The organism is Pseudazoarcus pumilus, assembly GCF_002872475.1.
Taxonomy (GTDB): domain Bacteria; phylum Pseudomonadota; class Gammaproteobacteria; order Burkholderiales; family Rhodocyclaceae; genus Pseudazoarcus; species Pseudazoarcus pumilus.
This window is the reverse complement of sequence record NZ_CP025682.1, coordinates 413639-432093: the sequence shown is the minus strand read 5'-3', so window position 1 is coordinate 432093 and position 18455 is coordinate 413639. Positions and strand designations below refer to the sequence as shown.

Annotated in this window: 13 protein-coding genes; 7 read left to right on the top strand and 6 right to left on the bottom strand. The window is 68.5% G+C overall.

All coding sequences use genetic code 11. The annotated features are described in order from the left end of the window. Window positions 1-464: 464 nt before the first annotated feature. From C0099_RS02025 to C0099_RS02005, 5 genes are all read right to left on the bottom strand, one after another. Window positions 465-2837 carry a 3-hydroxyacyl-CoA dehydrogenase/enoyl-CoA hydratase family protein gene (locus tag C0099_RS02025; protein ID WP_102245893.1) on the bottom strand — a complete coding sequence of 791 codons (2373 nt, stop codon included), beginning with the start codon at window positions 2835-2837 and terminating at the stop codon, window positions 465-467. 19 nt (window positions 2838-2856) lie between these two features. Next, entirely contained in the window at window positions 2857-3213 is a 357-nt protein-coding gene (locus C0099_RS02020) for an acyl-CoA thioesterase (RefSeq protein ID WP_199797671.1), read from the bottom strand. An 83-nt stretch (window positions 3214-3296) separates the two neighbouring features. Next, window positions 3297-5270, bottom strand: a complete 1974-nt coding sequence (locus C0099_RS02015; RefSeq protein WP_102245892.1) for a 3-hydroxyacyl-CoA dehydrogenase NAD-binding domain-containing protein — start codon at window positions 5268-5270, stop codon at window positions 3297-3299. Next, window positions 5267-6550 (bottom strand): acetyl-CoA C-acetyltransferase, encoded by a 1284-nt coding sequence (locus tag C0099_RS02010; protein ID WP_102245891.1) that lies wholly within the window; start codon window positions 6548-6550, stop codon window positions 5267-5269. The genes C0099_RS02015 and C0099_RS02010 overlap by 4 nt, the downstream gene beginning before the upstream one ends. After that, on the bottom strand, window positions 6543-8948 hold the full coding sequence (locus tag C0099_RS02005) for an acyl-CoA dehydrogenase (protein ID WP_102245890.1): 2406 nt from the start codon (window positions 8946-8948) through the stop codon (window positions 6543-6545). Before C0099_RS02005 ends, C0099_RS02010 begins: the two co-directional genes overlap by 8 nt. A 220-nt stretch (window positions 8949-9168) precedes the next feature. Between C0099_RS02005 and C0099_RS02000 the strand changes: the two genes are divergently transcribed. Next, complete coding sequence (locus C0099_RS02000; protein ID WP_102245889.1) at window positions 9169-10971, top strand: ABCB family ABC transporter ATP-binding protein/permease; 1803 nt, start codon at window positions 9169-9171, stop codon at window positions 10969-10971. A 6-nt stretch (window positions 10972-10977) separates the two neighbouring features. Continuing rightward, entirely contained in the window at window positions 10978-11967 is a 990-nt protein-coding gene (locus C0099_RS01995) for an asparaginase (RefSeq protein ID WP_102245888.1), read from the top strand. Here the strand turns inward: C0099_RS01995 and C0099_RS01990 are convergent. After that, the gene (locus C0099_RS01990) at window positions 11955-12899 is read right to left on the bottom strand and encodes a CysB family HTH-type transcriptional regulator (protein ID WP_102245887.1); all 945 of its coding nucleotides are present in this window, start codon (window positions 12897-12899) and stop codon (window positions 11955-11957) included. The genes C0099_RS01995 and C0099_RS01990 overlap by 13 nt on opposite strands. A 145-nt stretch (window positions 12900-13044) precedes the next feature. Between C0099_RS01990 and C0099_RS01985 the strand changes: the two genes are divergently transcribed. From C0099_RS01985 to C0099_RS01965, 5 genes are all read left to right on the top strand, one after another. Beyond that, window positions 13045-14727, top strand: coding sequence for a nitrite/sulfite reductase (locus tag C0099_RS01985; RefSeq protein ID WP_102245886.1), 1683 nt, complete (start codon window positions 13045-13047; stop codon window positions 14725-14727). Further along, on the top strand, window positions 14720-15238 hold the full coding sequence (locus C0099_RS01980; RefSeq protein ID WP_102245885.1) for a DUF934 domain-containing protein: 519 nt from the start codon (window positions 14720-14722) through the stop codon (window positions 15236-15238). Before C0099_RS01985 ends, C0099_RS01980 begins: the two co-directional genes overlap by 8 nt. Window positions 15239-15249: 11 nt before the next feature. Next, window positions 15250-15981 carry a phosphoadenylyl-sulfate reductase gene (locus C0099_RS01975; RefSeq protein WP_228151628.1) on the top strand — a complete coding sequence of 244 codons (732 nt, stop codon included), beginning with the start codon at window positions 15250-15252 and terminating at the stop codon, window positions 15979-15981. A gap of 123 nt (window positions 15982-16104) precedes the next feature. Then, on the top strand, window positions 16105-17019 hold the full coding sequence (gene cysD, locus C0099_RS01970) for a sulfate adenylyltransferase subunit CysD (protein ID WP_102245884.1): 915 nt from the start codon (window positions 16105-16107) through the stop codon (window positions 17017-17019). 104 nt (window positions 17020-17123) lie between these two features. Continuing rightward, window positions 17124-18176 (top strand): IS110 family RNA-guided transposase, encoded by a 1053-nt coding sequence (locus tag C0099_RS01965; RefSeq protein WP_102245883.1) that lies wholly within the window; start codon window positions 17124-17126, stop codon window positions 18174-18176. The last annotated feature ends 279 nt before the right edge of the window (window positions 18177-18455 follow it).

Sequence of the window (18455 nt, the reverse complement as noted above, 5' to 3'; positions counted from 1 at the left end):
AGCGCAAGATTTGGTACCTGTGAACACCGGCTTCCCCGACCTCGTACTTTTTGCCACTTCGACCTTGTGATGCAAAGTCCAGCTCAGCGCTGGCTTTCGGATACTCCTCGAAGTCGGCAATGAGGCGGGGGGCCGCTCTACATACGAGGTCAGCATCGCGCTGCCTCAGGGTCGGTACGGCCTCCCCGGTGATCGGCTACATCGACTGCTCAGGCAGTCACCTTCAACATACAAGGTCGGGGCGAGCGCAGCGAGGGCCGACGCAGTGGCATGTGTCAGCTTGGTGCGTCGCACTCGCTGCGCTCGTCGCGACCTACGAGTTGCTCAGGCAGTCACCTTCAACATACAAGGTCGGGATGAGCCGCAGGCGAATTCCGACGCCGCCGCTGGAGGCGGGGATGTCGCACTCGCTGCGCTCGTCACGACCTACGGTCGGACCGGAACCTTCGCCTCCGGCGCGCCGCTCAGTTGCGTAGCGGCTTGCCGGTGTCGAGCGTGTGGCGCATGCGCGCCTGTGTCGCGGGTGTGCCGAGCAACGCCATGAACTGCTCGCGCTCGACTGCCAGCAGCCAGTCCTCGGACACCGCCGTGCCGGCCGCGACGTCGCCGCCGCACAGCGCCACCGCCGCGGCGCGCGCCACCCGCCGGTCGTGCGCGGACATCCGTCCGCCCGCGCCGGCATCATCGAGCCCCGCCTCCAGCCGGGCGATACCCTCACGCCCTGCCACCACGATGTCGCGCGGCTTCAATGGCGCATGCCAGCCCGCATCGGCCAGGCTGCGCGCACGCACAAGTGCCACGTACAGCAGTTCGCGCGGATGCATCACGATGTCGTCGGCCTCGCGCGCATAGCCGAGTTCCAGCGCGTGGGGTGCGCTGGTCGACACGCTCGCGCCCACGACATGCGCGAAGGCGTGCTCGACGAAGGCGAACGGATCGCCCGAGCGCGTCAGGCGCGCCAACCGATCGGCCCTGACAGCCAGCGCGGTCGAGCCGCCCCCAGCGGGAATCAGACCCACGCCGGTCTCGACCAGACCGACCTGGGATTCGAACGCGAATACGCGATGCGCCGCATGCATCAGGAATTCGCAGCCGCCGCCCAGCGCCATGCCGTGCACTGCGGCCACCACCGGCACCGCGCACGAGCGCATTGCCAGCGAGGTGTGCTGGAAGCGCTCGAGCATGCGTTCGAGTCGCGCATGCTCACCGGCGTCGCAAAGTTCGAGTACCTGCGCGAGATCGGCACCCAGCGTGAACGGCGGCTCGTGCCAGATCACCAGCGCGTCCAGATCGCGCGCGGCGCGCGCGAGCGCCTCGGCGAGCCCGTCGAGCACCTCTTCGCCAATCACGTGGGCGCGGGTCGTAAACGACACGATGCCCACGCGCGGGTCCAGATCCGGCCGGCGCCACAGGCGCACGCCGGCATTGCGCCACAGTTCATCGCCGTGTTCCGGCGCGTGCTCGCCGTACACCCGTTCGAGCGTCGACTGGCGCACATAGACGGTGAGCGCGGTGCGCGGATGCAGTCGCCGGTCGGACGCGCTCCACGAACCCGCCGTCTCGTGCACTCCGTCGCGCGCGGTCACCCAGTCCGGCAGCGCAACGTCGGCCATCGCGCGAGCCGCCTCGATGTCGGCGGCGATGGCCTCGGCCACCGCACGCCAGCCGGCCGCCTGCCAGGTCTCGAACGGCCCGTGTGCCCAGCCGAAGCCCCAGCGCATGGCCAGATCGACCTCGCGTGCATTGTCGGCGATGGCGGCCAGATGATGCGCGGCGTAGTGGAACAGGTCACGGAAGCTCGCCCACAGCAGTTCGGCCTGCGGATGCGGGCACGCACGCAAGCGCTCGAGGCGTTTTGCCGGGTCACGTTCGGCGAGAATGTCGGCGACCTCGGGGGCGATGCGCGCGGCGCTTTCACGATAGTCGTCGCCATCGAGTACGAGGATGCGCTGGCCGTCCCTGCGATACACGCCCTCGCCGCTCTTGGCGCCGAGCGCACCGCGTGCGAGCAGCCGCGTGAGCCACTCGGGCTCGCCGAACCAGGGATGCCAGGGATCGTCGGGCAGACGATCGCGCAAGGTGGCGACGACATGCGCCAGCGTGTCCAGGCCCACCACGTCGGCGGTGCGGAAGGTGGCGCTGCGCGGCCGGCCGATGGCCGGCCCGGTGAGCGCGTCGGCCTCGTCGAATCCCAGGCCGAGACGCGTCGTGTGATGCATCACTGCGAGCATCGCGAACATGCCGATGCGGTTGGCGATGAAGTTCGGTGTGTCGCGCGCGCGCACCACGCTCTTGCCCAGCCGCGTGGTCAGCCACGACTCGAGCCGGTCGAGCAGCGCGGGCTCGGTATCGGGCCCGGCGATCAACTCGATCAGCGCCATGTAGCGCGGCGGGTTGAAGAAGTGCACACCACAGAAGCGCGCGCGCAACGGCGCCGGCAGCGCGTCGGAGAGCTCGTGCACGGACAGACCCGAGGTGTTGGTGGCGATCACCGCGTCGTGGCGCAGGAAGGGAGCGATGCGGCCGAACAGCGCACGTTTGAGGTCGATGCGTTCGGCGATGGCCTCGATGACCAGCTCGCACTCGCCCAGCAGCGCCAGGTCGTCGTCGTAGTTGGCCGCACGAATCGCACGCGCGTGGCGCGGCGTGGCCAGCGGCGGCGGACGCAGCGCGTCCAGACGCTCGATCGCCTGCTCGGCCGCGACGCTGCCACCGTGTTCGCCGGGCAGATCGAACAGCACCGCCTCGAGGCCGGCGTTGGCGCAATACGCGGCGATCTGCGCACCCATCACGCCGGCGCCGAGCACCGCCACCCTGCGCACGATGAAATGGCTCATGACTGCCTCCTGTCGCGGCTTAGCGGGGCTCGCCCGGCGGATGGACCGCCCGCTTGTTGCCTTCCTCGTCGAGCGCGACATAGGTCAGCGTCGCCTCGGTCACCTTGACCACCTTGGGCGCGCTCGGGTCGCGCTCGGCGAAGACCTCTACATCGACCGTGATCGACGAGTGGCCGACGCGCACGACCTCGGCGTAGAAGCTCACCAGATCGCCGATGGAGACCGGCTCGCGGAAGGTGAACGCATTGACCGCCACGGTGACCACGCGCCCGCGCGCCAGACGATGCGCGGGAATCGAGCCGGCGATGTCGACCTGCGCCATGATCCAGCCGCCGAACACGTCGCCGGCCGGGTTGGCGTCGGCCGGCATGGTCATCATGCGCAGTTCAGGCATGCGCCCGGCGGGCAGGGTCGCGGGCAGGGTCTCGTGCGACGGCTTCGGAGGGTGATGCATGTGGCTCATGGGAAGACTTCTTCCTGATCGTCGGTTTCGGGTTCGGCAAGCGGCCAGCGCGCCTCGGCGTGCAACGGCCCGCCGGTGAAGGGCGGAAAACCGGCGCCGAAGATCATGCCGGCGTCGGCCAGATCCGCGTCGGCGACCACGCCGCGCGCGAGCGCATCGCGCGCGGCGGCGACCAGCGGTGCGACCAGACGCCCGGCCAGACCCGGCGCCGCACCGGGCGCCGCGCCCGCCTGCGGTCGGCCATCCTTCCAGCGATAGTAGCCCTGTCCGGACTTCGCGCCGAGCCGGCCGGCCTCGACATGCTCGGCCAGCTGCGCCGGCACCGGATCGAGGCCCAGTCCGCGCCCGGCGGCCAGGGCCACGTCGAGGCCGATGCGGTCGACCAGTTCGACCGGCCCGATCGCCATGCCCCAGGCACACATGGCCTCGTCGATGGTGGCCGGCGGGATACCGTCCTCGACACAGCGCAGGGCCTCGAACAGATACGGCGCGAGCGCGGCGTTGACGAGAAAGCCCGGGGCACTCGCCACCGGCAGCGGCAGCTTGCCCAGCGCATGCACGAAACCCAGCGCGCGCGAGTGCGCTGCGCGCCCGGCGCCACGCTGCGCGACGACCTCCACCAGCGGCATGCGTGCGACCGGGTTGAAGAAATGCAGGCCGATCAGGCGGCGCGGCTTTGCCATGCCGCGCGCAATGGCTTCGATGGCCAGGCTGGAGGTATTGGTCGCGAGCACCGCATCGGCACGCGCCTCACCCTCGATGCGGGTGAACAGCGCGCGTTTTGCGTCCACATTCTCGGCGATGGCCTCGATCACGAGATCGGCATGCGCGATGCCGTAGCCATGTGGATCCGGCACCAGGCGGTCGCGCGCGGCACGCACCGCCGCCTCGTCGTCCTGGTGGCGCCGCCGCCAGCCCGTCACGGCCCGGCCGATGGCCGCGGCGATGGCTTCGACGCGCTCGTCCTGCAGCGTCACGTCGAAGCCACGGTCGGCGCACAGGGCGGCGATGTCGCCCCCCATGGTCCCGGCGCCGACCACATGCACACGCCGCAACGGTTCGCCTCCGGCTTCTCGCCCGAGTCGCTGCAGGCGCTCGCGCAAACGGAACACGCGCAGCAGATTGTGCGCGGTGTCGGAACACGCCAGCGTGGCCAGCGAGGCCGGATGGGCGTCGGGCACGGCGAGCGCGTCGCCAGCGTGACGCCCCCAGATGTCGAGGATCGCGTACGGCGCCGGGTAATGTTCGCGGCGCACACGCGTGGCCAGGCGCGTGCGTGCGCGGCTCGCGACCAGTCGGCGCAGCAGCGTGGCCATGAGCAGTTCGCGCATCGGCAGATGACGGCACTGACGGCCGGACATGACGACGCGACGCGCGGCGTTTTCCATCACGCGCGGCGCCACGCACACGTCGGCCAGCCCGAGCTTGCGCGCGCGCCGCGCCGACACGCGACGCCCGGTGAGCAGCATGTCGAGCGCCACCGGCGGACCGACCAGCGCCGGCAGGCGCCGGATGCCGCCCCAGGCCGGCACGATGCCCAGTTGCACTTCCGGCAGACCCAGTCGCGTTCCGGGGTCGTCGACGACGACGCGGTAGGTGCACGCCAGCGCCAGTTCCAGCCCACCGCCCAGGCAGTGGCCGCGGATCAGGGCGACGGTCGGAAACGGCAGGCGGGCGATGCGATCGAAGAGCTTCACCCCGCGCTCGGCCAGCGCGCGTGCGGCTGCGGGGGAATCGATGGCCTCGAGTTCATCGATGTCGGCGCCGGCCACGAAACCGGCCTCCTTGGCCGAGGCGATCACCAGCCCATTGGGGGCATCGTCCTCGAGCTCGTCGACGATGCGGTCGAGCTCGTCGAGCATGGCACCCGACAGGCTGTTGACGCGCTCGCCGGCGCGATCGAGCATCAGCCAGGCCACGCCCTCCCAGTCGCGTTCGACACGCATGTGCGCACCCCAGGGGCTGCTCATTCGACCGCCTCCAGCAGCATAGCGCCCCCCTGCCCGCCGCCCACGCACAGCGTGGCGATGCCGCGCGCGACGGCCTCGCGGCGCATCGCCGCGACCAGGTGCAGGACGATGCGCGGCCCGGTGGCGCCGACCGGGTGCCCCAGCGCGATCGCGCCGCCATCGATGTTGATGCGCCCGATCGGCGGCGCGCCGGTGCCGCAGTCCATGCCGAATTCATCGCGGCAATAGTCTTCGTCTTCCCACGCGCGCAAACAGGCGATGACCTGCGCGGCGAAGGCCTCGTTGATCTCCCACAGGCCGATGTCGGACCCGCTCAGGTCATTGCGCGCGAGCAGCGGTGCGCATGCGTGCACCGGCCCCAGACCCATCTCGGCCGGATCGAGCGCGGCCCAGGCGCAATCGACGATGCGCGCCTGCGGTCGCAGGCCGTGGCGTTCGACGGCGCGTTCGCTCGCCAGCACCAGCCAGGCCGCGCCGTCGGTGACCTGCGAGCTGTTGCCGGCCGTGACATTGCCGTACTTGCGGTCGAACAAGGGTTTCAAGCGCGCCAGGTCGGCCGGACCGGAATCCGGGCGCACGCCGTCGTCGCTCGCATAGAGCGCGCCGTCGGGGCCGATCAGCGGCACGATCTCGTCGAACAGTCCGGCCTCGCGCGCAGCCACGGCGCGGGCGTGGCTGCGCAGCGCCCAGGTGTCCATCTCGTCGCGCGAAATGCCGAAGCGCGCAGCCAGATTCTCGGCCGTCTGACCCATCATCTGGCCGATCACCGGGTCGGTCAACCCGCGCACCAGCGCCGGCTCCGGCGCCAGATCGCGCAGGCGCAGACGACGCATCAGACGCAGGCGCGCACGCAGTCCGGGCGCGCCGCGCCAGTCGGCGAGCCAGCGCACGAAGGCGTCCGAGAACATCAACGGCGTGCGTGAAAGCGCGTCGACGCCACCGGCGAGCATCAGTTCGGCGCGCCCCAGCCGGATCTCGGCGCAGGCCGAATCGATGGCCTGCAGGCCGGAGGCGCAGTTGCGCTGCGTGGTCCACGCCGGCATGCGGTGGCCGCAGCCCATGCGCAGCGCGACCACGCGCGCGATGTTGGCCTCGTCTGGCGCCGGACTGGCGCAGCCGAGAATGACCTGGTCGAGCGCGTCCGGCGCGAAGGGCTGTCGCGCGAGCAGTTGCGTGCCGCAGGCGGTGGCCAGATCGGCTGCCGAAAACGGGCCGGGCCGGCCGCGTGCCTTGAGGAAGGGCGTGCGCGCGCCGTCGACGATGTAGATGGCTTCACTCACCGGTGGATGGACCTTTGCGTTGGCGTCTCGTTCGGGTCTTCATTTTAGGGGCGACCGCGGTGTTTTCGTCCGTCATGGCCAGATCGGTGGTGCACAGATTCGCACGCAGGTCGAAGTCGACCGGAAAGTCGTCGACGCGGATGACCTTGTCGCGCAAGCGATTGCGCCGCTCGATTCGCGCGAGTTCGGCCGCGTCGATCAGGCCGGCCGCGTGCGCGCGCTGCCAGATCTCGTCGACGTCACCGCTGGCCAGCGCCCCCGGCGCGAAGCGGCCGTCACGCAGCGCCGCGCTCACGCGCGCCTCCAGCGGCTCGGCGTCTATCGTCGCCTCGAGTGCGGCATCGAGCGCGACCAGCGGGGCGTCCTCGTCGCCGGACACCGAGATCGGCTGCGTCAGGCGCTCGCGCGTACTCGACGGCGCGAGCAGCGTGGCCGCGGCCGCAGCACCGAAGCGGTCCGGCGGCACGACATAGGGCCGCCCCAGCGGAAAGAGGAAGCGCGCGAGCAGCCACGCGAGCTTGCGGTTCGGAAGGTTCGCGAGCACCCCCTCGAAGGCGATCTGCACGCGGAACATCGCATCCCACATCGCCGCATGCAGCAGCGGGGCATCTTCCTCGGGTCGACCCTCGGCCTCGAAGCGACGCAGGCCAGCGCTCATCAGGTACAGCAGCGACAGGACGTCGCCGAGCCGCGCCGACAGCCGTTCGCGACGCTTGAGCGTGGCGCCGAGCGTGAACATGCACACGTCGGAGAGGACCGCGAATGCGGCCGACTGACGCGTGAGCTGCTGACAGTAGCGGCGCGTGTGCTCGCCCGCGCGACTCGGTGTGCCGAGCAGCCGCGAGCCGAACACGCCGGTGGCGAAGGTACGCATGAGGTTGCGCGAGAAGGTCTTCACATGCGCGAGGAAAGCCCGTTCGAAGCCGGCCTCGTCGCCGTCGACGATCGCCTGCATTTCCTGTCGCAGATACGGATGGCAGCGGACCGCACCCTGGCCGAAGAGGATCAGGCTGCGTGTGAGGATGTTGGCACCCTCGACGGTGATGCCGATCGGCAGTTGCTGGTAGGTTCGCCCGAGGAAGTTCTGCGGCCCCAGGCAGATGCCCTTGCCGCCGATCACGTCCATGCCGTCGTTGACGGTCTGGCGTGCGCGTTCGGTGACGTGGTACTTGACGATGGCCGAGACCACCGAGGGACGCTCGCCCAGGTCCAGCGCGCCGGCCGTGAATACACGGGCGGCATCGCACAGCCAGGTGTTGGCGGCGATGCGGCCGAGCGCCTCCTCGACGCCTTCGAAGCGCCCGATCGGCGTGCGGAACTGGCGGCGCACGCGTGCATAGGCGCCGACCGCACGCGCGGTGAGCTTCTGCGTGCCGGTGTTGGCCGCCGGCAACGAGATGCTGCGCCCGGCGGCGAGGCACTCCATCAGCATGCGCCAGCCCTGTCCGGCGCGCTCCGGCCCGCCGATGATGAACTCCAGCGGCATGAACACGTCCCTGCCGCGGATCGGGCCGTTCATCCAGATGGCGTCCAGCGGCAGATGACGGCGGCCGATTTCCACGCCGGGATGCGCGCGCGGCACCAGCGCCACGGTGATGCCCAGATCCTCGGTCTCGCCCAGCAGATGATCGGGGTCGTACAGGCGGAAAGCCAGGCCGAACACCGTGCACACCGGCGCGAGCGTGATATAGCGCTTGTCGAAGGTGACGCGCATGCCGAGCACCTTGCGCCCCTTCCAACGACCGTGACAGATCACCCCCGCATCGGGAATCGAGGCCGCGTCCGAACCGGCCCACGGGCTGGTCAGGGCGAAGGCCGGAACCTCGTCACCGGCTGCCAGGCGCGGCAGCCAGTGGTCCTTCTGCGCGTCGGTGCCATAGGCCAGCAGCAGTTCGGCCGGTCCCAGCGAATTGGGCACCATCACCGACACGGCCGGCGCCGACGAGCACGCCGCGAGCTTGGTCACGACCTGCGAGTGCGCGTAGGCCGAAAAGCCCTTGCCGCCGTATTCCTTAGGAATGATCAGTGAAAAGAAGCCGCGGCGGCGAATGAATTCCCACACTTCGGGCGACATGTCGAGCCGGCGCGTGAAGTTCCAGTCGTCGATCATGCGGCACAACTGCTCGGTCTCGCCGTCGAGAAAGGCCTGCTCCTCGTCGGTGAGCCGCGGCCAGGGGATGTCGAGCAGCTGGTCCCAGTCGGGCCGCCCGGAAAACAGCTGCCCTTCCCACCACACGGTGCCGGCCTCGAGCGCGTCGCGCTCGGTCTGCGACATGCTCGGCGTGGCCCGGGCGAACGCCCGGTATGCGGGCGTGACGATCAGGCGGCGACGCGTCGGGCCATGTCGGAAGACGAACGCGATTGCCGCAATCGCCGCAATCAACAGTATCCAGCCCATCTTGGCACCTCCTCTGTTCCAGGCCGCAGCGGGGCACCCGGACCTCCATACTGCCACGGCCAGGACGAAGGGGTCACGCTTCCCATACTGCCACGGCGGCAGCAGGCAGGCGCGTCACGAGGTGCTCTTCGAGCGACAACTCAAGTGCGTACCGTCACTCGCCGCATAGGACCATGCCGACCGCACCAACCCGCAGGCAGGGAGCGGATAGAATCGCCACATGAGACGATCCGCCGCCACCGCCCTGCCCGGCCCCGAACCCACGGAGCGCCGCGACTGGCAGACCCTGAAGAGCCTGTTGCCCTATCTGTGGGCCTACAAGGGTCGCGTGATCTTCGCGCTGGCCTGTCTGATCGCCGCCAAGGGGGCCAACGTCGCGGTGCCGGTGGTGTTCAAGGGCGTCATCGACGCGCTGACGATCACCCCTGAACAGGCGTTCATCGTCGTGCCGGCGGCGCTGCTGCTGGCCTACGGTGTGCTGCGATTCTCCAATTCGCTGCTCACCGAGCTGCGCGAGATCATCTTCGCGCGGGTCACGCAACAGGCGGTGAGGCGCATCTCGCTGCAGGTCTTCCGCCATCTGCACGCACTGTCCCTGCGCTTTCATCTGGAGCGCCAGACCGGCGGGCTCACCCGCGACATCGAACGCGGCACGCGTTCGATCAACTCGCTGATCAGCTACACGCTGTATTCCATCCTGCCCACGCTGGTGGAGATCTCGCTGGTGATCGGCATCCTGCTGGTCACCTACGATGCGATCTTCGCCATCATTACTCTGGTCACCCTGAGTCTGTACATCGTGTTCACGGTGCAGGTGACGAACTGGCGCACGGCGTTGCGGCGTCACGCCAACGAGCTCGACTCGGCGGCCAATGCGCGCGCCATCGACTCCCTGCTCAACTTCGAGACGGTCAAGTACTTCAACAACGAGGAGTTCGAGGCGCGCCGCTACGACGAGCAGGTGGACAAATGGACGCGCGCGCAGATGAAGAACCAGTTCTCGCTGTCCGGGCTCAACATCGGCCAGGCGGCGATCGTGTCGGTGGGCGTGACGCTGATGATGTGGCAGGCCGCAGACCGCGTGGCCACCGGCGAGATGACCATCGGCGACATCGTGCTGGTCAACGCCTTCCTGATCCAGCTCTACATCCCGCTCAACTTCCTCGGCGTGATCTATCGCGAACTGCGCCAGTCGCTGACCGACATCGAGCGCATGTTCGGCCTGATGCACGAGAACCGCGAGATCGCCGACGCACCGGACGCGCTGACGCTGCAGCCGGGCCCGGCGGCGGTGCGTTTCGAGCACGTGGGCTTCTCCTACGATCCCGAGAGGCAGATCCTCGAGGACGTCGATTTCGAGGTGCCGGCCGGTCACACCGTGGCCGTCGTGGGGCATTCGGGTTCGGGCAAGTCGACGCTGGCGCGCCTGCTCTACCGCTTCTACGACGTCGGCGCCGGCGCCATCCGCATCAACGGCCACGACCTGCGCAGCCTCACGCAATTGAGCCTGCGCAGCGCCATCGGCATCGTTCCGCAGGACACCGTGCTGTTCAACGACACGCTGTTCTACAACATCCAGTACGGACGCCCCGATGCGAGCCGCGAGGAAGTCGAGGCGGCCGCGCGCGCGGCGCAACTGACCGACTTCGTCGCACGCCTGCCGGCCGGCTTCGACACGCGCGTGGGCGAACGCGGCCTGAAACTCTCCGGCGGCGAGAAGCAGCGCGTGGCGATCGCGCGCGCGCTGCTCAAGAACCCCGCCATCCTGATCTTCGACGAAGCCACCTCGGCGCTGGATTCGCGCACCGAGAAGGCCATCCAGACGCAGCTCGAACGTGCCGCCGCGGGACGCACCGCGATCGTCATCGCGCATCGGCTGTCCACGGTGATGGACGCAGATGAAATCATCGTGCTCGACCAGGGCCGCATCGTCGAGCGCGGTCGCCACGACGAATTGCTCGCGGCAGGCGGCGACTACGCGCGCATGTGGGCGTTGCAGCAACAGGAAGCCGAGGAGGAGTAAACCGCCATGACACTACCGAGAATCGTTCTGCTGACCACGGGCGGCACCATCGCCGGTGCGTCCGACGCCGCCTCCGGCCCCGACGAATACACCGCCGGGGCGATCGCCGGTGAGGCGTTGCTGGCCAGCGTGCCGGGCTTGCGCGAGCGCGCCGACATCCTCGTCGAGCCATGTCTGGCACTCGACAGTCGCGACATGGGCCCGGAAGACTGGCTCACGGTGGCGCGCGCCGCGCGCGAACTGATCGCCCGCGAGGACGTCACCGGGGTGGTCGTCACGCACGGCACGGACACGCTGGAAGAGACCGCGCTGGCGCTGGAACTGCTGTTGCCGGCGGCCAAACCGGTGGTGATCACCGGCGCGATGCGCCCGGCCGACGCGGTGTCGTCGGACGGCCCGGCGAATCTGCTCGACGCCGTGCGCGTGGCGATCGACCCGGCCGCGCGCGGGCGCGGCGCGCTGGTGGTGTTCGCCGAACAGGTGCTGCCCGCACGCGGCGTGCGCAAGGCCCACTCGGCGCGTCTCGACGCCTTCACCGCAGCCGACGGTGCGGTGGGTGCAACACGCCCCGAGGTGCGCTTCTTCCGCCCGCCCGCGCCGCGCCCGGAGGCCTTGCCGTGGCCGGACGCACGCCTGCCGCGGGTGGAGGTTGTGTTCGTCGCTGCCGGCACCTCGCCGCAATGGCTGGAGGCGGCCTGCGACATGGGCGCGCGCGGCATCGTGCTGGCACTGACCGGCAACGGCAGCGTGCCCGACGCCTGGCGCGAGGCGATCCGCCGCGTCACGCTGGCCGGTGTTCCGGTGGTGCGCGCGAGCCGCTGCGGCGCGGGCTTCGTCGGCCATCGGCGCGTCGATGTGGAACTCGGCACGGTCGCCGCCGGGCGGCTGTCGCCGGCACAGGCGCGGGTCGCACTGTCGCTGGCCATCGCCGGCGCGGACGCGTCGGCCTTTGCGCCGATCGCGCTGACCGACGGGCGCCCCCATCAGAGTTCGTAGTCGTCTTCCCCGCGGCCCGTAAGCGCCGCGTCGACCATGCGCCTCGTGAGATGCGGCGCGAACAGTTCGATGAAGGCATACACGTAGCCGCGCAGGAAGGCGTTGCGACGCAGACCCAGGCGCGTGGTGCTGGATTCGAACAGGTGCGAGGCGTCAACCATGCCGAGCCGCTTGTCTTCGGCCGCATCGAAGGCCATGCGCGCGAGGATGCCGACGCCCAGGTCCATCGCGACATAGGTCTTGATCACGTCCGAGTCGAGCGCGGTGAGCACCACGTTGGGCTTGAGGCCGCGCCCGAGGAAGGCCTTGTTGACCTTGCTGCGCCCGGTGAAGGCGTCGTCGTAGGTGATCAGCGGATGGCGCGCGATGGCCTCGAGCGTGAGCGGCTTTTCCTGCAGGATGGGGTGGCGCGGCACGGCGACGATGCAACGGTTCCACTGGTGGCAGGGCAGCGTGACCAGCTCCGGCTCGTCGGGAATCAGCTCGGTGGCGATCGCCACGTCAGCTTCGCCGTCGAGCACCATCTGCGAGACCTGACGCGGGCTGCCCTGATGCAGCGACAGCTTGACGCGCGGATAGCGCTCGAGGAATGCACGGATGACCGTCGGCAGCGCGTAGCGCGCCTGCGTGTGGGTGGTCGCCACCGACAGCGCCCCTTCGGACTCGTTGGAGAACTCGTCGCCGACCTGGCGCAGGTTGTCCACGTCACGCAGCATGCGTTCGGCAATGGCGAGGATGTGGCGACCCGGCTCGGTCACCTCGACCAGGCGCTTGCCGTGACGCACGAAGATGTCGGTGCCCAGTTCCGCCTCGAGCTGGCGGATCTGCTTGGACACGCCGGGCTGGGAAGTAAACAGCGCCTCGGCCGCTTCCGAGACATTGAGGCCGCGCCGGGCGACCTCGAAGACATAGCGCAGTTGCTGCAGGTTCATCGCGGTTTCGCCTTGCACCAAATAACTAAAGGTTATTTCAGTTTAACGCACGCACCCTTCTTGTCACTATGGCGCGGCGTTAGCATCCGTTCCCATCGAGCAGAACCGCCCGCGGCATCAAGGCGGTCGCCAACGGAGAGAACGGATGTACCAATACGACGAATACGACCAGCGGCTGGTGGACGAGCGCGTCGCGCAGTTCCGCGACCAGACGCGCCGCTACCTGGCCGGCGAGCTGTCCGAGGACGAATACCGCCCGCTGCGCCTGCAGAACGGGCTCTACATCCAGCGCCACGCGCCGATGCTGCGCGTGGCCGTGCCCTACGGGCTTCTGTCGAGCGCGCAGTTGCGCAAGCTCGCGCACATCGCGCGCACCTATGACCGCGGCTACGGCCACTTCACGACGCGCCAGAACATCCAGTTCAACTGGCCGGCGCTGAAGAATGTGCCGGAGATCCTCGCGGAGCTGGCCACGGTCGAGATGCACGCCATCCAGACCTCGGGCAACTGCATCCGCAATATCACCTCCGATCCGTTCGCCGGCGTGGCGGGCGACGAGTCGATCGATCCGCGCCCGTGGGCCGAAGTGCTGCGCCAATGGAGCACCTTCCACCCCGAGTTCGCCTTCCTGCCGCGCAAGTTCAAGATCGCCGTCAACGGCGCCGAGCACGACCGCGCGGTGATCCAGGCGCACGACATCGGGCTGGACCTGGTGCGCAACGAGACCGGCGAGACGGGTTTTCGCGTGCTCGTCGGCGGTGGCCTGGGGCGCACGCCGATCATCGGCGAAGAGATCGCCACCTTCGTGCCGTGGCGCCACATCCTGACCTATTGCGAGGCCATCCTGCGCGTCTACAACCGCTTCGGGCGGCGCGACAACATGTACAAGGCGCGCATCAAGATCCTCGTCAAGTCGATGGGTCCGGCCGCCTTCGCCGAGCAGGTCGAGGCCGAATGGGCACACCTGAAGGACGGCCCCTCCACGCTGACCGAGGCCGAAGTGGCGCGCGTCGCTGCGCACTTCGTCGACCCGAACTACGAGGACCTGCCCGCCGAGGACGTCGGCTACAAGGCACTGCTGCGCGAGAACAAGGCCTTCGCCGCCTGGGCGAAGCGCAACGTGCGAGCGCACAAGCGTCCCGGCTACGCCATCGTGACGCTGTCGACCAAGCACAAGGATGTCGCTCCGGGGGATGCCACGGCCGAGCAGATGGATCATGTCGCCGACTGGGCCGACCGCTACAGCTTCGGCGAACTGCGCGTGACGCACGAGCAAAACCTGGTGCTGGCCGACGTCAAACAGTCGGACCTGTTCTCGCTGTGGGCGGAGGCGCGCGACGCCGGGCTGGCGAGCCCCAACATCGGCCTGCTGACCGACATCATCGCCTGCCCGGGCGGAGACTTCTGCAACCTTGCCAACGCCAAGTCCATCCCCATCGCCAACGCCATCCAGGCGCGTTTCGACGACCTGGACTACCTGCACGACATCGGCGACATCGAGATCAACATCTCGGGCTGCATGAACGCCTGCGGCCATCACCACGTCGGCCACATCGGCGTGCTCGGCGTCGACAAGAACGGGGCCGAGTGGTACCAGGTCTCGCTCGGCGGCCGCCAGGGCAATGACACCGCGCTGGGCAAGGTCATCGGCCCGTCGTTCTCGGCGGAGGACATGCCCGACGTGGTCGAACGCATCATCGAGACCTACATCGACGAGCGCTTCGAGGACGAGCGCTTCATCGACACCGTGAGCCGCCTCGGCATCGCGCCCTTCAAGGCGCGTGTGTATGCCGAGCGCGAACCGCAAAGGAAGGTGGCCAATGGCTAAGCTGATTCGCAACCGCCGCGTCGAGGACGATGTCTACACCATCGTGACGCTGTCCGAGGGCGATGCGCCCGAAACCGTCTCGCTGCCCGCCGGACCGGCTCTGGTGCCGCTCGCGATCTGGAAATCTCGCCACGATGAACTGCCCGAGGGCAGCGGCGTGTGGCTGGCCGGCGACGAAGACCCGGCCGACATCGCCGACAATCTGACCGCCCTGCCGGTCATCGGCGTGAACTTCCCCAAGTTCGCCGACGGCCGCGGCTACTCCATCGCCACGCTGCTGCGTAGCCGCTACGGCTATACGGGTGAGCTGCGCGCCATCGGCGACGTGCTGCGCGACCAGTTCAACTATCTCTCGCGCTGCGGCTTCGACGCCCTGCAGCCGGCCGAGGGGCGCTACAGCGAGGCGCAGCTCGAAGCGGCGATCGCAAGCTTCGACGACTTCGCCGAGCCCTATCAGGCCTCGGTCGCGGTCTCCAACCCGCTGTTCCGTCGTGCGCAGCGCGCCGCGTAAGGAGGTCCGCCATGCATCCGAACATGAACCCCGACCTGGCCAATGCCACGCTGCGTCAGTCGGTCGCCGACAAGAGCGCCGCGGCCGCCGCGCTGCTCGAGCGCATCGCGCGCGAGCACTCGCCCGCGACCCTGGCCAACAGCCTCGGCGCCGAGGACATGGTGCTCACCGACCTGATCATCAAGCACGCGCCCGGCATCGAGATCTTCTCGCTCGATACCGGTCGCCTGCCCGCCGAGACCTACGAGCTGATGGCCGAGGTCGACCGCCACTACGGGCTCAAGCTCAAGCTGTTCTACCCGCGCCACGAGGCCGTCGAGGCCTTCACCCGCGAGAACGGCATCAACGGCTTCTACGACTCCATCGAAGCACGCAAGGCCTGCTGCCACGCGCGCAAGGTCGAGCCGTTGCGCCGCGCGCTCGAAGGCAAGGCCGCCTGGATCACCGGCATGCGCGCCGAGCAATCGGCCACGCGCGCCGAGCTGCCGCTGCAGCTGTTCGATGCCGACAACGGGCTGGAAAAGTTCAACCCGCTCGCCGACTGGAGCGAGAAGGAAGTGTGGGCCTACATTCGCCTGCATGAGGTGCCCTACAACAAGCTGCACGACCGCTTCTACCCGAGCATCGGCTGCGCCCCCTGTACCCGCCCGGTGGCGATCGGCGAGGACATCCGCGCCGGCCGCTGGTGGTGGGAGGATCCGGATAGCAAGGAGTGCGGACTGCATGTGCTCCGCAAGGCATGAGATGACAACGAACACGATCTGCAACGAACGCCCGCGCAGCCGATTCGCCGCGCTCAAAGCCGGTCTGCGCGCCGCCCTGCGTGCGCTGCGCGGCCACCCGAAACGCTGAAACGAGACCACACGATGTCCACGCTGACCAAACAGACGCTTACCCACCTCGACTGGCTGGAAGCCGAAGCCATCCACATCCTGCGCGAGGTCGCCGGCCAGTGCGCCAATCCGGTGCTGCTGTTCTCCGGCGGCAAGGATTCGATCTGCCTGCTGCGCCTGGCCGAAAAGGCCTTCCGTCCGGGCCGCTTCCCGTTCCCGCTGATGCACATCGACACCGGCCACAACTATCCGGAAGTGATCGAATTCCGCGACCGCCGCGCAGCCGAGCTGGGCGAGCGCCTGATCGTGCGCTCGGTGGAGGATTCGATGGCGCGCGGCACGGTGGTGCTCAAGAGCCCGACCGAATCGCGCAACAAGCACCAGTCGGTGACGCTGCTCGAGGCCATCGAGGAATTCGGCTTCGATGCGTGCATCGGCGGTGCGCGCCGCGACGAGGAAAAGGCGCGCGCCAAGGAGCGCATCATGAGTTTCCGCGACGAGTTCGGTCAGTGGGACCCGAAGAACCAGCGGCCGGAACTGTGGAATCTGTTCAACGCCCGCACGCACAAGGGCGAGAACATCCGCGCCTTTCCGATCAGCAACTGGACCGAACTCGACGTATGGCAGTACATCGAGCGCGAGGGCCTGGAACTGCCGTCGATCTATTTCGCCCACGTGCGCCCGGTGGTGCGCCGCGGCAGCCTGCTGCAACCGATCACCGAGGTCACGCCGGCGCTGCCCGGCGACCAGGTCGAGGACGTGCAGGTGCGGTTCCGCACAGTCGGCGACATCACCTGCACGGCACCGGTCGAGTCCGACGCCGACACCGTGGCCAAGATCCTTCTCGAGACCGCCACCACGACGATCACCGAGCGCGGCGCCACGCGCATGGACGACCAGACCTCGGAAGCTTCGATGGAGCAGCGCAAGCGCGAAGGCTATTTCTGAACATGCAGTTCCGTAGGTCAATGGGATGGACTCCTCCCCCTTACGGCATCGAGGTGCCAGACTGAGAATTGCATTCCCAGTCACAGGTTGAGGAGGAGTCCGAGATGAAGATTACGCGCCTTGGCATTGATCTGGCAAAGCAGGTGTTTCAGTTGCATGGGGTGGATGAGCGGGGTCATCGGGTGTTGCGCCGTCAGGTACGGCGGGCGCAGCTGCTGGAGTATCTGGCGCGTCTTGAGCCGTGCCTGATCGGGATGGAGGCGTGCGCCGGTGCGCACCACTGGGCGCGGCGCCTGCGCGAGCTGGGCCATGATGTGCGGCTCATTGCGCCGCAATTTGTGAAGCCGTACGTGCGTGGCAACAAGAACGATGCCAACGACGCGGAGGCGATCTGCGAAGCGGTGGGTCGTCCGGACATGCGCTTTGTGCGCATCAAGACGGTGGCGCAGCAGGACATTCAGGCGCTGCACCGGGTGCGCAGCGAGCGGGTGACCTCACGCACGGCGCTGGTCAATCAGATTCGCGGCCTGGTGGGCGAGTACGGGATTGCGATCGCACAAGGGGTCAGGCAGGTACGGGTGGCGCTGCCCGTGCTGATCGAGAACGCAGACGAGCGGCTCAGCGAGGCGTTCGTGCAGATTCTGTCGGAACAGTACGACGATCTGGTCGCGCTCGATGAGCGCATCGCCCGGCTCGACGCACAGATCGAGCGCATCGCGCGCGAGGATGGGGCCGCGCGACGGCTGATGAGTTTGCGCGGAGTGGGCCCGATCACCGCCACCGCGCTGGTGGCCAGCTTGGGCGATGGCCGTCAGTTCGCCCGGGCGCGCCAGGCCAGTGCCTGGGCGGGGATCGTGCCAGCGCAGCACGCGAGCGGGGGCAAGCAGCGCCTGCTGGGCATCAGCAAGCGCGGTGACGCGTATGTGCGCACCTTGCTTATCCACGGCGCGCGCTCGGTGATCAAGAACTGCGCGCACAAGGACGATGCGTTGAGCTGTTGGGTGCAGGCGCTGTGCGCGCGACGCAACAAGAACGTGGCCGCGGTGGCGCTGGCCAACAAGACGCTACGCATGGCCTGGGCGTTGTTGGTGCGAGGCGGTGAGTACGATCCGGAGCATGCACGAACACGGACCGAAGAGCCTGTGGGTGTGGCGTGAGCGCTGCGCAGTGATTGAAGTGAATCGAAGTAACGAGAAGGAGTAAGCCCCTACCGTCGATTGCGAAGCCCAAGTCGTGGATGGCTCACAGGTCGAACCGACGTCGGCACAGCCTGCTTAACGCGAAGTGCTCCCAAGCACGATAGGTCGATCAGGCGCCGGCGTGCGAATAGCCCATCGAGACCCGAGCAAATGCGCTCAACTACTGAGGTCGGATATACGTGCGCAGTCGTACCCAACAGCCAAAGACGACAAAAGGCTTGCAAACGGGAGGAGTCC

Bases quoted from the DNA above. Each gene is read 5' to 3' on its own strand.
- C0099_RS02025 (WP_102245893.1), bottom strand. From the start codon at position 2,837: ATGAGCCATTTCATCGTGCGCAGGGTGGCGGTGCTCGGCGCCGGCGTG.
- C0099_RS02020 (WP_199797671.1), bottom strand. From the start codon at position 3,213: ATGACCATGCCGGCCGACGCCAACCCGGCCGGCGACGTGTTCGGCGGC.
- C0099_RS02015 (WP_102245892.1), bottom strand. From the start codon at position 5,270: ATGAGCAGCCCCTGGGGTGCGCACATGCGTGTCGAACGCGACTGGGAG.
- C0099_RS02005 (WP_102245890.1), bottom strand. From the start codon at position 8,948: ATGGGCTGGATACTGTTGATTGCGGCGATTGCGGCAATCGCGTTCGTC.
- C0099_RS02000 (WP_102245889.1), top strand. From the start codon at position 9,169: ATGAGACGATCCGCCGCCACCGCCCTGCCCGGCCCCGAACCCACGGAG.
- C0099_RS01995 (WP_102245888.1), top strand. From the start codon at position 10,978: ATGACACTACCGAGAATCGTTCTGCTGACCACGGGCGGCACCATCGCC.
- C0099_RS01990 (WP_102245887.1), bottom strand. From the start codon at position 12,899: ATGAACCTGCAGCAACTGCGCTATGTCTTCGAGGTCGCCCGGCGCGGC.
- C0099_RS01985 (WP_102245886.1), top strand. From the start codon at position 13,045: ATGTACCAATACGACGAATACGACCAGCGGCTGGTGGACGAGCGCGTC.
- C0099_RS01980 (WP_102245885.1), top strand. From the start codon at position 14,720: ATGGCTAAGCTGATTCGCAACCGCCGCGTCGAGGACGATGTCTACACC.
- C0099_RS01975 (WP_228151628.1), top strand. From the start codon at position 15,250: ATGCATCCGAACATGAACCCCGACCTGGCCAATGCCACGCTGCGTCAG.
- cysD (WP_102245884.1), top strand. From the start codon at position 16,105: ATGTCCACGCTGACCAAACAGACGCTTACCCACCTCGACTGGCTGGAA.
- C0099_RS01965 (WP_102245883.1), top strand. From the start codon at position 17,124: ATGAAGATTACGCGCCTTGGCATTGATCTGGCAAAGCAGGTGTTTCAG.